This window comes from Methylobacter sp. (assembly GCF_023227905.1).
In the GTDB taxonomy this organism is placed as follows: domain Bacteria; phylum Pseudomonadota; class Gammaproteobacteria; order Methylococcales; family Methylomonadaceae; genus Methylobacter_A.
Genome location: NZ_JALOCF010000032.1, coordinates 1 through 13,271, shown reverse-complemented (window position 1 = coordinate 13,271; position 13,271 = coordinate 1). Strand labels below are relative to the sequence as shown.

At 46.5% G+C, this 13,271-nt stretch carries 12 protein-coding genes; all 12 read right to left on the bottom strand.

The window, feature by feature from the left end; all coding sequences use genetic code 11:
• Window positions 1–10: 10 nt before the first annotated feature.
• A complete protein-coding gene (locus M0R47_RS13250) occupies window positions 11–1,063 on the bottom strand; it encodes a glycosyltransferase family 4 protein (protein ID WP_292555643.1) in 1,053 nt (350 codons plus the stop codon).
• A 285-nt stretch (window positions 1,064–1,348) separates the two neighbouring features.
• Window positions 1,349–2,338 (bottom strand): NAD(P)-dependent oxidoreductase, encoded by a 990-nt coding sequence (locus tag M0R47_RS13245; protein ID WP_292555642.1) that lies wholly within the window; start codon window positions 2,336–2,338, stop codon window positions 1,349–1,351.
• Entirely contained in the window at window positions 2,331–3,224 is an 894-nt protein-coding gene (locus M0R47_RS13240; RefSeq protein WP_292555641.1) for a glycosyltransferase family 2 protein, read from the bottom strand. The genes M0R47_RS13245 and M0R47_RS13240 overlap by 8 nt, the downstream gene beginning before the upstream one ends.
• A gap of 153 nt (window positions 3,225–3,377) precedes the next feature.
• Window positions 3,378–4,316, bottom strand: coding sequence for a glycosyltransferase family 2 protein (locus M0R47_RS13235; protein WP_292555639.1), 939 nt, complete (start codon window positions 4,314–4,316; stop codon window positions 3,378–3,380).
• 357 nt (window positions 4,317–4,673) lie between these two features.
• Window positions 4,674–5,654: a glycosyltransferase family 2 protein gene (locus M0R47_RS13230; protein WP_292555637.1), complete on the bottom strand. Its 981-nt coding sequence runs from the start codon at window positions 5,652–5,654 to the stop codon at window positions 4,674–4,676.
• Window positions 5,654–8,191 carry a hypothetical protein gene (locus M0R47_RS13225; protein WP_292555635.1) on the bottom strand — a complete coding sequence of 846 codons (2,538 nt, stop codon included), beginning with the start codon at window positions 8,189–8,191 and terminating at the stop codon, window positions 5,654–5,656. Before M0R47_RS13225 ends, M0R47_RS13230 begins: the two co-directional genes overlap by 1 nt.
• Window positions 8,188–8,553, bottom strand: coding sequence for a hypothetical protein (locus M0R47_RS13220; protein ID WP_292555633.1), 366 nt, complete (start codon window positions 8,551–8,553; stop codon window positions 8,188–8,190). The genes M0R47_RS13225 and M0R47_RS13220 overlap by 4 nt, the downstream gene beginning before the upstream one ends.
• The gene (locus M0R47_RS13215) at window positions 8,541–9,725 is read right to left on the bottom strand and encodes a glycosyltransferase (protein ID WP_292555631.1); all 1,185 of its coding nucleotides are present in this window, start codon (window positions 9,723–9,725) and stop codon (window positions 8,541–8,543) included. Before M0R47_RS13215 ends, M0R47_RS13220 begins: the two co-directional genes overlap by 13 nt.
• 127 nt (window positions 9,726–9,852) lie before the next feature.
• Window positions 9,853–10,452 carry a class I SAM-dependent methyltransferase gene (locus M0R47_RS13210; protein ID WP_292555629.1) on the bottom strand — a complete coding sequence of 200 codons (600 nt, stop codon included), beginning with the start codon at window positions 10,450–10,452 and terminating at the stop codon, window positions 9,853–9,855.
• A gap of 62 nt (window positions 10,453–10,514) precedes the next feature.
• Window positions 10,515–11,645 carry a UDP-N-acetylglucosamine 2-epimerase (non-hydrolyzing) gene (gene wecB, locus M0R47_RS13205; RefSeq protein ID WP_292555627.1) on the bottom strand — a complete coding sequence of 377 codons (1,131 nt, stop codon included), beginning with the start codon at window positions 11,643–11,645 and terminating at the stop codon, window positions 10,515–10,517.
• The gene (locus tag M0R47_RS13200) at window positions 11,638–12,648 is read right to left on the bottom strand and encodes a nucleoside-diphosphate sugar epimerase/dehydratase (protein ID WP_292555626.1); all 1,011 of its coding nucleotides are present in this window, start codon (window positions 12,646–12,648) and stop codon (window positions 11,638–11,640) included. The genes wecB and M0R47_RS13200 overlap by 8 nt, the downstream gene beginning before the upstream one ends.
• 14 nt (window positions 12,649–12,662) lie before the next feature.
• Window positions 12,663–13,271 (bottom strand): SDR family oxidoreductase (locus tag M0R47_RS13195; protein WP_292555624.1); only part of this gene is annotated, 609 nt, incomplete at its 5' end.

The following is a 13,271-nucleotide window of genomic DNA, read 5'->3' as shown; positions in this document are numbered from 1 at the left end:
CTTAATAAATTCATTTGTCCAGCCCGGCTTGAGCCTGCTGATCACCCGCTTTGTAATGATATACCAATAACAATAATGGCAAGTATGCCACCACAAGCCCCAGCATGCCGTCTAAATTCTCCAATGCAACCAGACTTGCGACGGGTAGCAACCAAAAAATATTAATAGCACATATTGCCAATGTGACGGGACGATGCGCACCAAAGATGCGAGATGCATATTGATACGCATGGCTACAATGCGCCTCATAAAACCTCTCTCCCCGCAATACCCGACGACACAAGGTAACGGTTGCATCGACGATGAACACACCTAGCAAGATCAGCCACACCCACAATAACCGGGGTTCAACCCATGCCGATTGCACAGAAAACAGCGCCAGAACAATGCCCAAAAAACCGCTACCGGCGTCCCCCATAAAAATACGGGCAGGCGGAAAATTCCAAACAAGAAATCCCAGCACGGCTGTAGCCAGAAGAATTGGCGGCACCCAAGCGCTTGAATCCGGTGCCACAAGCCACGCCATCAAAGCGCCGCTGCAACAAACCGTAATCGCTTCAATTCCGGCAAGGCCATCAATGCCATCCATAAAATTATACAGATTTAGCAGCCAAACTAGATAAAGCAAGCCTATGACTTGCCCAGCCCAACCTAAATTTACAATATAACCAAAAAAAATGATCGGCGGCAAACCTCCGAGCCAATACAAGCCCCAGGCAGCCGCTCCAAAATGCACCATAAATCGCCATCTCGCCTGAATCGATTGACGATCATCCCAGAAACCGACTCCTGCCACCAATGCTCCAGATAAAACCAACCCCATAATATAAGTTTGATTAATCACAAGCGATCCCACTAACGACGCTCCGCCAATTATCAACAAGAATACAATGACTACCGCCAAGCCGCCGCCCCTTGGTGTAGCAACAACATGCGAGCTTCTGGCATTGGGAACATCCAACAGACTATTCTTCAAGGCATAACGCCTGATCAACCCTGTCAGGAAATAACTTGCCGCAAAAGAGAATAGACACAGCGTTATCATGAAATGAGATTTCAGCATGTGTAAGTGTCCAAATGGTGAATATATTGACTAAAGATGTGCGGTAAATCATGCATGGCTTAAAACTTAATTCCACTCTCTGTTTACCAATGGATATCATGGCTATTGAAGCCGAGGCCCACAACCAAGTAGACAGAATCGTTGCACCTCCTGCCTTACAAATCCGGATGTGCGGAATTGTTACATTCGGACTGACAATTCAACCAACTACTGAGCGCTTCTTTGCATCAAATAAATGCTAGCCTAAGCTATAGGCACAGTCCGCCATAAACAACATAGCAAAGCTCATCGCGGCATTTCCTCCGGAGTAAGCTGAAATGGCCGGGGTGAAAATCCAAGATCGCGCGCTGCATCTGAGTGATCAAATACCAGATCATGGTTCATTCGTTCAGCCATGGCAGATGACCAGTGCTTGTATCTTGGGAGTATCCTTAAACACGCTACTGCCAACTTGAAAATAACCATCGGAATCATCACGAACCGTGGACGACGACACAAGACGTCAAACATCCGGCTCACCATTTCTCTGTAAGGCAGTGTCTCCCCACCGGAAATGTTATATGCATGATTTGCCGCTACGGTAGATTTCAGCGCAGCGAGAGATGCAACCGCCACGTCCTCGACATGGATAGGCTGACGTAATCCGTTTGCCCTGCCAAACAAAGGAAAAAAACCAAAACGGCGGATGAAACGCATAATCTCGGTGATATTTTTATCCATCCCCAGGCCATAAATCAACGTAGGCCGAAGAATTACCCATTCCACGCCACGACTTTCCGCCCATTCCTGCACCCGCACTTCCCCATCTGCAAGCCGGTGAGCCAGGACCTGCTCCTCCGGATCGACAGATTCATTTTTGGTAAAGCGACTGGTAGAAGACAGCACTACCACGCGCTTCGCGCCTTGCGCCTCAAGCAAATCGAAATACTCTGGCAACACCCAAATAGGCGCGAGACAAATCCAGTGCGCTATCTCTCTCTCGTCCCTTTGAGGATAATCGAAGACTTGCCTATCGAATAGCTTTGTCGAGTGGTTAGCAGCTTTATCAGAAGTCTGGAGTGAGTGGCACCTAGACAATGACAACTGCCTCCACTCCACCCCATCGCCGAGCGAACCAAACATCTGCCGCGAGAACGCTATCGCCCGCCTCCCTTGCACCGACAACAGTGGCAACAGGCATGTCCCCACCAAGCTGGTCGCACCGATAACTCCTACTAAGCTATCTTGCTCTCCTGGAGAGAGGCGAGAATTAGGAGACGCCATACTATCAGCCATGTCCTCGCCCCAATATTCGCCCAGAACATTTAGTCGAATAGTACGCAGCCAAAAAGCCAAACCGCAGCCACACTCCTACCGCAACCAACACCATCAAAATACCTGGATACTGGTGGCGAAAGAACTTGCGATAAAACCGCATCATTCCCTTATGCTTGTGCCACTCGACAAATACTGGCCTACTTCGACTGCAAACGCCTAATGCATGAGTGATTTTTGCCGATGGGACGAACAGAATTTTCCATCCTTTTTGCCGAAAGCGCATACACCAATCCAGATCCTCACAATGTAAAAAATATCCTTCGTCCCATTCCCCAACATCCTGCATTGCCTCGCGTCTGACCATCATGCAGGCTCCAGAAATCGCTTCCACTTCGATGGCTTGATCCGGGAGCGGTTGTTTATGCAAATGAAAATCAAAAAACAAGCGCGGCCAGCGGTCCGAAAAATGTGTCAAGCCAAATGCGCTTACAAAAGAACGCCACGGAGTGGGTACAGTGCGGCGTCCGCCTGCCTGTTCTGTTCCGTCCGAATTAGTAAGCAGCCCGCCCACCATGCCAACTCTATCATTCACATTCATCGAAGCCAACAATTCAGCCAAGGCTCCCGGATCGAAAGAGCAATCAGGATTAAGAAACAACAGGTACTGTGCAGAAGCAACCTGCGCCCCAGTATTACAAGCCGCAGCGAACCCAACATTTGCTGCATTATTGATTATTTGTACAGAAGACAATCCCAGCAAAGTATCCAAACTGCCATCCGTCGATGCATTATCAACCACGATAATTTCATTTTCCAGAGGACAGTTAATTATCGAATCGACACAACCACGCAACAACTCACCCGCATTATAATTGACGATAATTGTTGAGATGACGGCACTCATATTTCTTTTTACCAGGTTTTGTTGTAACTATTAGAATGGTGCTGATTAAATCAGCGCTTTCTTAGCATATGATATTCACTAGGTTGCAGGTTTCAGCTACCGGCTTTTCATCTGTCAGGCAATGAATCCACTGAATTTAAATATTTATGTGATTTACAATCCATTACGTATACCGTTTATGCCCTTCAAACCATCAATCACACCAAGGCACATCATTTTTAAACATGTTAAACGATTTTCAGCTGCCCAGCTAAAGAAGATCATCATTTTTAAGCATCGTATAATATCGACAAATTTCCAGCGCCAGGGCATATACCTCCGACGATACAACAATACGCTGTTGCGGAACATATAGTAATACCGAAATGGCTTGTGAAAAGGCACAGTTCGCTTACGCAAAAACCAAATCTCCTTTCGCTGCTCTCCAAGTGCATGCGTCATCACCGCGCCGCACAGTCCGAATATTTTCAGCCCTTTGGATTTTGCACGAAAGCACCATTCGGTATCGACATGGTCAATAAACAAACTTTCATCCATTAGCCCGACTGCTTCCAACGCTGCAACAGGAAATAGCGATCCGGAAGAAACTAGAAAATCCGCATCTATCGGGGATGCATTATCTTCGCACCCACAATGAACAAAACGAAACATTCCAACCTTTACAAACCGGGACAACATGCCGTTATCTGCATCGCGGTATTGAGGGCCCAAGGCAGCCACCTGAAAACCTTTCTCATCCAGCAAGGCATAAGCCGAGCGCAATCTAACCACCATATCCAGCCCTACTTGACTGTCCTGATCAAGCAACAAGACAAATTTTGAACCCTGCTCAATTGCATGCCGAATGCCAATGTTATGAGCTGCGCCGATTCCTAAATTTTCTTCCTGCCGGAGCAAGTGCAATTTTGCATTAGCCTGACCTTTAAACGGATCGATCCAGCCCAGTGAGAAATTCGACGAGGCATTATCTACAATAAAAACATCAGATACTTGCTCGGAAACGGCTCGGATTGCCGCATGAAGCGCTTCCATGTTGGGATTGTAAGTGACCAACACTGCCGATACATTGTCACAATAATTATTTTTTAGCATTATTCACACGAAATTTAAAGGCCGCTGAACACATCGAATTCAGGATTAGAGTCTATCGCAACAAAAAAGCGTTTCCAGCCAGCACAGTTCGACGAAAATATCGGTATTAATCCGAGCGATCTCAAGCGATCTGTCCAAATTCGAGTTATCAACCAGAATGATCTTGTGCCACTTTACCGTCTGAACCATCAATGAAGCGTGGCTTCGCTCAAGGAACTGACCGCCGTTCCAATTGACGATGGTTACCGCGACTCGGATATTCTGGCCAGCTTTGGTGTAAGTCTATTCTTGCCATACAGCCACAGAAAATTCCAACCAATCACGAACGTGGCCCTGTCCAATAAAATCCGCAAAAGATTAATCAAGTCTGAATAAACGAGTAAGCGATATTTTAGGTACATTTTCAATGTCATAATGCAAGAAAGAAAGCATGAGCTGCACGCCCAAAATGACTGGCAGAGCCGAGAGCATAACATTGCCACTGCTAGCAAAAGCTCCCTCCATTGCAGCAGAATGCCAAGCATAAATGCCATATCCAACCCCAAACGCAAGTAGTGCAGAGCCGACCACTAACTCTAGGCTCGCAATTGAAAACCCGCGCAAAAAATAGCTGTAAAACACCCTCTTTGAACAATTTAATATATGTCCTTTCAAAAAGGGCAACAATATTTTCCGTATATGCAAATTTGAAACTTCATCACCGTATATCGCAGCCATTGGAACATCGACAACTACGGCACCGATCGTGTTTAGGCGGAACAACATATCAGACTCGAAAAAGTATCGCCGATTTATCTTGGAAAATGGCAACATTCGTGCCGCTGTTGACGAAATTGCGGTATAGCCATTCGTTGGATCAAAAACATGGTAATAGCCCGAAGAAAATTTGGTAATAAATGACAAAACTGCATTGCCAAATAATCTAATGGTTGGCATTGACTTGATTGTTTCCAAATCGAAGAAACGATTTCCCTTGGTGTAGTCAGCGTCTCCTCTCGCAATCGGCGTGACAAACTTACGAATTAGAGACGGATCCATTTGACCATCACCATCAAGTTTGACCATCACATCACAATCTGCCTCCAGAGCAGCCTGGTAACCCGAGAGAACCGCGCCGCCAACACCTTGGTTAATAACATGCCTGATTACAACCACTCGTCGATCCAGACAAAACTCCGAGACATAATCGCCTGTCCCTTCAGGGCAACAATCGTCTACTACAAAAATAGCGTCGACTTCCGAACCAATTTCACCAATCACACGAAGGACAGATTCCTTTACTTTATAGCAGGGAATAATCACTGCTGTCCTTGTTTGCAAGTTGCCTTGTCCAATCATTACACCCCTCCGACTGTATCTTTTTTCTTATACAACCAAGTACCAGCCACTGGGCCATGTCGAAGTAGTTCAAGACATGGAAATTGGTCTAATCCCGGTTGTGTTAAGAAAGCAAATCGATTAATCCCAAGCGAGCTAACTGCTTCCGAGCATAAATCAACCTTTAACATTACTGAATCTGCATATATTAATTCAAACTCTGCTGGAGAACCTAGCGGCAATGGTGAAACTCCAAAGTGTGCGTATCGATTCCAGACATCACGATAGCGGTCAGTTGGGTCAAGTATTCTCATCTCACCGGGATCAGAAATAAACCTTGTACCATTCCAAACCATTGCGCCGTTTGCTTTAAAGTACTGTGGGTATTGAAGATCAGGAATTACCAGCCATCTTGTTTCTCCAAGCAACTGATCCTCCATTAGAAAGCTTGACAATTCCGCATTTTTCAATGAAGACACGCCATGCGCCAAAGGATTTACGGCAATGCCAGGCAAAACCAAAGGTATAGTAATGACAACCAACCACTCTCTCGCGCCAATTAAATAGCTGCAGAACCATAACGCCAGCACTGGTAGTAATAATACCAACATTCTCCATGTCACATACTCTGGGTAATAACTTCGAAGCCACAATGCGATGCAGATACTGGCTACCAAAGATACCGAAAACATTAGCAATCTAGCTGTATTCTCCGTTTTCCCGATTAATGGGTTGGATTCAGAAACGTGTTCTGCAAAAACGATCACTGTAACTAAGATACTTGCCAATCCCAATCCCAAAAGTGATCTAAGAGGAGGGGACATGCTCATCTTAGTGATTTTGGCTATCCACTCTGGGTATCCAACAAACATCCACACGAGCATGAGCAAAATATAGAAAGAGATTGCTAGAGCCAGTGGATCAAATTGCCGCGTTTTTTGATAGCGTCTCAACATGACCATCCAAGCCAAAGGAAACAACAAAAGGAAGTTAGATGCATTACAAACATTTCCTAATTCCAATGGAAATTGATCTACACGAAGAAAGGGGCTAAACAATCCCGAGAGCAGTGAAGAAAAGGACATGTCCCCACCCAAAGCTATTCTTTTCCCTGGGTATACACTGTTTTGCACCAAATCAATGATTCCGCTTGATTGATGATGCCATACCGCCAAAATCCATAATATGCCGCCGATGGCCAGCAGTAAAAAAGGAGTTTTTTGCCGCCATTGATTAATAAACGAACGATCCAACCTATCTCGAAAACTCAGGCCACCAACGAGGAAAAGAGCCAAGTAAAAGAGAGGGAGCAAAAAAGCCGGATAAAGAGCTGATACAAAAGAGATGCCTGCGAAAAACAGGGCTACTGAAGCAAGAATTAGGGTGCGCAATGATGCGGAACGCAGTAACAGGTAGAGAGACGAAACACCACCAGCAAAGCCTATCACCATATCAGGAAGATTTGTCCCGAACCACCACTGCATAAATGGTGACAGCGATATCCAGACCGATCCAGTTAGCGACAGCCAAAAGTCACCCTTGGTCAAAATCGAGAAGAGGATAAATCCCGACAGCACCAAACCAAATACTCGCCACGCGTATAGCCATGAAAACCCCCTTTCGAATTCCATTAAATAGAATCCCCAGAATCTGGGTTGAGTGTATCCGTATATCCCTTTTACCGGAACAGTGGCAGCTAAAGTAACATTCTTCGCACCAAGGCTTGGGTTATTTAATGCAAATCCATGGGCGGTCTGCGAGGCATAAAAAGGGGTTTGTTCCCGCCACTCATCACTACGAACTGGTCGAGAGAACCCAAATATAATTCCGCTACGTATATCAGTTGATACGTAGTTTTTCCACTCATCAATTGAGGAAACATGCAAATTCAGAAAAATGAAGGAGATAAATCCAAATGCTAAAATCGCGTATAAACGCATACAGCGCGTATTAGTCAGCCATTTCTCCTTGCTTGTAGCTTGACAGTTAGGCCTCCTACTGACCTCAACTATCAGTAAAAAAGTAATCGCTGCATATGCGAACGCCTCCGCAATTGCTTGCCATTTAATATGACGAAGGTTGAGTGACCTACTTGCAACAACATCAAAATCAAAATAGGGATCTCCCTGATCTGCTGTTAACACACAATTGCCGACGCCAGCCTGAACAGGCCTAAGAGCATGGAGCAGGCGAATATCATCACAAGAAAACTGTCGAACAAATAAAGGGTTTTCAAACGTTACTTTGCCTATTTTAATATTTCCAGCGGTTGCTCCCGGATCCACTCGTATGGCGTTTGGTATGGAAGATCTTATGTCTATTCCATAAGTATGAATTTTGCCATCCGGCATCAACGCGAATGTCTTGCCGCCTTCCGGTCTATATCCTTTTCCGGAATCAACGTAAACTTGCCCCTCGCCCCCATTGTCGTTCGACATTTCAATATACAAGTGTCCCGGGGATTTCAATGCAAGCCAAAAGAACATAATAAATGCCAGCACAGCACCCATAGCAGCAAAACAAATAGAAAACTTTAAATTATTTACACCTACAATCACGATTTAGACCATGTCATAAGCAATACTCCAGAACTTATCAACAGTAAACCAGCCCATTGCTGTGTAGACAACCGCTCGCCATATAAATACCAACTCGATAGTGCCATCAACAAATAAAAGAACGAACCAGACAATCCAAAAGCGATGCCAAGCTTCATTCTGCTCAATACAAACATCCAAAAAATAAAACCTAAGCCTTGCATCACAATAGCCATAATCACGTACGGCGAGGTAATTGCAGCAATCAAAAATGCAATCTTGTCGCTTTGCATCAACGGACCAATTACATTGATCGCTTTTTTTAGCACTAGCTGGCTACCCAATGTCATACAGGTAACGAGCACAAGCATCAAATACTCCATTTGCCCTCCAGCAAATTTTCTAGTTCGGCAATGACACGATCCATGGAATGGTGGTCTGAAACATAACGCCGAGCTCTCACACCAATAGCAGCAGCATCGATTGACGTTACTATGTGGACTAACATCTCAACAAAACTCTCCGTCTCATCTGTCGCAGAATAAAACACACCGCTTTTCTCATGCGGAATTTTACGGTACAAGTCGGGCAAAGGCGTAGCTATGACAGGCAACTCAGCAGCAAGATACTGTAGCATTTTGATCGGAATAATGTCTCGCGTGATATCGTTAATTTCGAATGGGCAGATTGCGATTTTGGCGAGAGATAGATACGAAGGCAACTCTTTATATGAAATCATCCCGGGCTGTAGTACATAATCACTAACGCCCGCATCAACTGCGGCTAGACGTATCGACTCATCAAGTTCTCCAGAACCCAGTATTAGTAATTTAAAATTCGGTATGGCTTGACGTAAGTTATTAACATGAAGGACAAGCCTATCCAAACGGCTAAAACTGTAAGTTGTGCCTAGAAACAAACAAATAAAATCATTGGGATCGATTGTTAATTCTGCTGCAAGCTCAGCATCAAATTCAATACGGCGAAAGTGATTCGTATCGACGCCATGGTCGGTTACATGCACAGGTGCAATTTTACCTTCCGGTACCAGCTCCCTGATATACCGCCCCATTTGCTCATTAGTAACCGAGAGGGTATTTACATTCAGGTATATATACTTCTCACTTTGAAGCAGCAACCAGGATTGAAAACGATTATTTCGCAGGCGGTGATACGCATCAAGCGCCCGATAAACTACGGGAATACCAAGTTCGCGGCACATTGCAACCGCTCCCGTGCCATTAATAAATACCGAATATAGCAATACGGCATCAGCGCCTTGTTCATGAATAACACGCTTGAGTAGATGGGGAAATTGAAATCTGGCTATCAGATACTTGAGTATCGGTACCCCATTATTTGGAAGGCTGATCAACTGCACCTCACCCTGTCCGGTACGACTCACTTTGCGACAGGCTAATTCGCTTTGCTGATATTCGCAAAAATCGATGACGGTGACCTCATGCCCTCTCGTCGCCAACCTTTCAGCAAAGTCCTGATATTCATAAACCGGTTTATCCAGATAACTTACTTCATGAATTATAATGATTTTCAAATAGCACTCCAACTCTTACAAATAAATCATATCTCGTATTGGTGTTGCATGGATTCTGTGCAACAGCGCAACCATAAATTACATGATAGCAATGAACGTCAGGTTGTTTGACCTCTGTCCCAACGAGTTATAATTTTTCTAAGATACAAACTAGTTTGTTGTCTGAGAACATATCACCTATCCATGCGGGGAAAGGAGTGTGCCATTTCCTAACCATCTTAAAACCAGTTGGTAGTGCCGCGTCTAATATTTCTTTCTCTGTCACAAATCGCTTATGTCCAACTCCCGGCGTCAAGTAACCCTTATAATTCGGAACTACAATCATAAAGGTTCCTCCTTTTTTGAGAACACGGTTAACCTTTTTAAATAGCGACAAACATTCATCCTCATCAAGGTGCTCTAGAACATCATGGTTGAAGGCGTTATCAAAAAAACCATCATCAAATGGCAATTCTGCTGAGACATCAGCTAAAAATGCTTTTGCACCCAATGATTTTAAAAATTCGATGCAATCCACATCTGCATCAACAAAATAAAAATCGGGACTAATCTTTCTTGAAAACCCCCAACCACAACCGATATCTAAAGTTTTTTCGTTAATTGGAAAAAGACGGAGATGATTGCTCAGAAACTTTATTTTTATCCATTCTCTAAGTTTATTTTGTTTAAGGGTATCTGGCTTTTCAACCAAGTGTTTTGACATACTCATCTCCGATTTATTAGGCATTTCGATCTGCTCTAATTAATTGCTTGCAATATTTATTAATTAGTAATGATTAGGTGTTGAATTTACTGAGACTTAGACCACACCACCCTGTTTATATAATCCACATAGCTTGCCACCACCCTGACGACCTGCGTCGAGACGTGAGGATTCTCGTAATCGGCAATCGGCAACACCGCGCGCGCCGTTTCCGGGCAGTGAGCCGTCACTATCGCCACGGCGTCCAACACACGTTCTTTTTTCAAGCCGCTCATGATCAGCGTTCCCACATCCATTCCCTCCGGCCGCTCATGCGCATTGCGCAGGGTGATCGCGCGCAGGTTAAGCAAAGACGCTTCCTCTGTAAGGGTTCCACTGTCGGAAAGCACACAAAACGCCGCCATCTGTAATTTGATGTAGTCGAAGAAGCCGAAGGGTTTCGCAAAAATGATGCGGTCATCTAACGAGGTCATGCCAAGCTCTTCGATTCGTTTACGCGTTCGCGGATGAGTGGAAACCAGAACCGGGAAGCGGTACTGGTTTGCGAGCGCATTGAGCGTAGCCATTAAATCCCGCAGCGCTTCCGGTGAATCGACATTCTCCTCACGGTGCGCGCTGACCAAGAAGAATTTTTTTTCCTGCAATGCCAGTCGGGAAACAACATCGGATGCGACAATCTTCGGCAGGTAGTAATCCACCACTTCACGCAGATGCGATCCGGTCTTGATGATCGTCTCGGGCCTAATGCCCTCTGCAATCAGATAACGGCGCGCATGCTCGGTCAGCACCAGATTGATGTCTGACAAATGATCCAGCACCTTGCGGTTTAGCTCCTCCGGCACGCGCTGGTCGAAGCAGCGATTACCGGCTTCCATATGGAATACCGGGATCTTGCGCCGTTTTGCCGCAATAACGGCCAGGCACGAATTGGTGTCGCCATACAACAACACCGCATCCGGCTGTTCCTGCGCCATCACGGCATCGGCTTTCTCGATGACCCGCGCAATGGTCTGGGCGGCGTTCTCGCCCGCGGCCTCCAGAAAATGATCGGGTTTTCGAATGCCCAAATCCTCGAAAAAAATCTGGTTCAATTCATAATCGTAATTCTGCCCGGTATGCACCAGAATATGGTGCATGTGCCGATCGAGCTCGGCAAACACGCGGCTCATTTTAATGAGTTCGGGACGCGTCCCGACAAGGGTCATCACCTTAAGCATGTAACGCTTCCTTGATAAAGTCCAGTTTCAGCAAAATCGATTTGACTTGCTCCACATTCAGTCGCTGGGTGTTGTGGGAGGTGTAATCCTCGGAATGCGAAATGACTTCTTCACCATCGCTGAAATACTTGGCGTAATTGAGGTCGCGGTTATCCGCCGGGATGCGGTAATAGCCCCCCATGTCTTGCGCGTGCGCCATCTCTTCGCGCGAGATCAGCGATTCGAACAGTTTTTCGCCGTGGCGGGTGCCAATGATCCGCGCCGGTTCCTGACTGCCGAATATCTCGATGAGGGCGCGCGCCAAATCCGCCACGGTCGACGCCGGAGCCTTTTGCACGAAGATATCCCCCGGCTGACCATGCTCATAGGCATAGAGCACCAGGTCCACGGAATCATCCAGCGACATCAAAAAGCGCGTCATGTTCGGGTCGGTCACCGTCAACGGCTTACCTTCCTTAAGCTGCGAGACGAACAGCGGAATGACCGAACCTCTCGAGGCCATCACATTGCCGTAACGCGTCGCGCAGAATACCGTCTCGCCTTCGCGCTGCATGCGCGATTTGGCGACCATCAGCTTCTCCGCCATCGCTTTGGAGATGCCCATCGCGTTGATGGGATACACCGCTTTATCCGTGCTGAGCACCACTACGCGCTTCACGCCATTGGCGGCCGCCGCATTCATCACATTCTCGGTGCCCAGGATGTTGGTGCGCACGGCTTCCATCGGATAGAATTCGCATGACGGAACCTGCTTCAGCGCCGCGGCATGGAACACATAATCCACATTCTTCATCGCCTGAGAGATACTGTCGTAGTCGCGGACGTCGCCGATGTAGAACTTCAGCTTCGGATCGTTTAAGGCGATGCGCATTTCTTCCTGTTTTTTTTCATCCCGGCTGAAAATGCGGATTTCACTGACATCGGTCGAAAGGAAACGCTTGAGAACGGTATTCCCGAAAGACCCGGTCCCGCCGGTTATCATCAATATTTTGTCTTTGAACATAAGTGTGTCTGAACCTATTTATATGCACGCATCAATTCGATTAATTCCGGCCAGCCAGGGGCGATGTAGCCTGTAGCCTCCCGGAATCGCTCGGCATTGAGCGACCGGTCGATCACCAACCGGTCGCTGGACATGATCTCAATCGTCTTGCCATACACCTCGGCAATTAATTCCAACAGATTGTACTTGGAAATAGGCTGTGCGGCGACATGATACACGCCGGATAGCTCAGTCCGCGGGATGACCCGGTCGCGGACGATTTGCGCCAAGGCCACGGTCGGCAATCCGGAAAATAGCGCGTGTGTAAATCCGTGACAGCGTCCTTGCTGCGCCAAGAACCAGTCGACCAGGCCATGCGCGCTTTGCAACTCGTGGCCAATAATGGACGTGCGCAAGGTGATGGTATGGGGATAAGCCACTTCACCCAGAAATTTCGATTTGCCATAAAGATCTTTGGCATCCGAAGGATCGGATTCGCGATAACCGCCCTTGTCTCCGGCGAACACGCAATCCGTGCTCATATGCACCAGACGGGCGCCTGATAATTCACATAATCTGGCCAGCCTGTGCGGCAATAACGCATTGATCGGTATCGCCTGTAACGGATCGTCCGCATCGGCCAG

Excerpts from the sequence above, each read along its gene's own strand:
- M0R47_RS13235 (WP_292555639.1), bottom strand. The coding sequence starts at position 4,316 with ATGCTAAAAAATAATTATTGTGACAATGTATCGGCAGTGTTGGTCACT.
- M0R47_RS13230 (WP_292555637.1), bottom strand. The coding sequence starts at position 5,654 with ATGATTGGACAAGGCAACTTGCAAACAAGGACAGCAGTGATTATTCCC.
- M0R47_RS13220 (WP_292555633.1), bottom strand. The coding sequence starts at position 8,553 with ATGGAGTATTTGATGCTTGTGCTCGTTACCTGTATGACATTGGGTAGC.
- M0R47_RS13210 (WP_292555629.1), bottom strand. The coding sequence starts at position 10,452 with ATGCCTAATAAATCGGAGATGAGTATGTCAAAACACTTGGTTGAAAAG.
- M0R47_RS13250 (WP_292555643.1), bottom strand. The coding sequence starts at position 1,063 with ATGCTGAAATCTCATTTCATGATAACGCTGTGTCTATTCTCTTTTGCG.
- M0R47_RS13200 (WP_292555626.1), bottom strand. The coding sequence starts at position 12,648 with ATGTTCAAAGACAAAATATTGATGATAACCGGCGGGACCGGGTCTTTC.
- M0R47_RS13240 (WP_292555641.1), bottom strand. The coding sequence starts at position 3,224 with ATGAGTGCCGTCATCTCAACAATTATCGTCAATTATAATGCGGGTGAG.
- M0R47_RS13245 (WP_292555642.1), bottom strand. The coding sequence starts at position 2,338 with ATGGCTGATAGTATGGCGTCTCCTAATTCTCGCCTCTCTCCAGGAGAG.
- wecB (WP_292555627.1), bottom strand. The coding sequence starts at position 11,645 with ATGCTTAAGGTGATGACCCTTGTCGGGACGCGTCCCGAACTCATTAAA.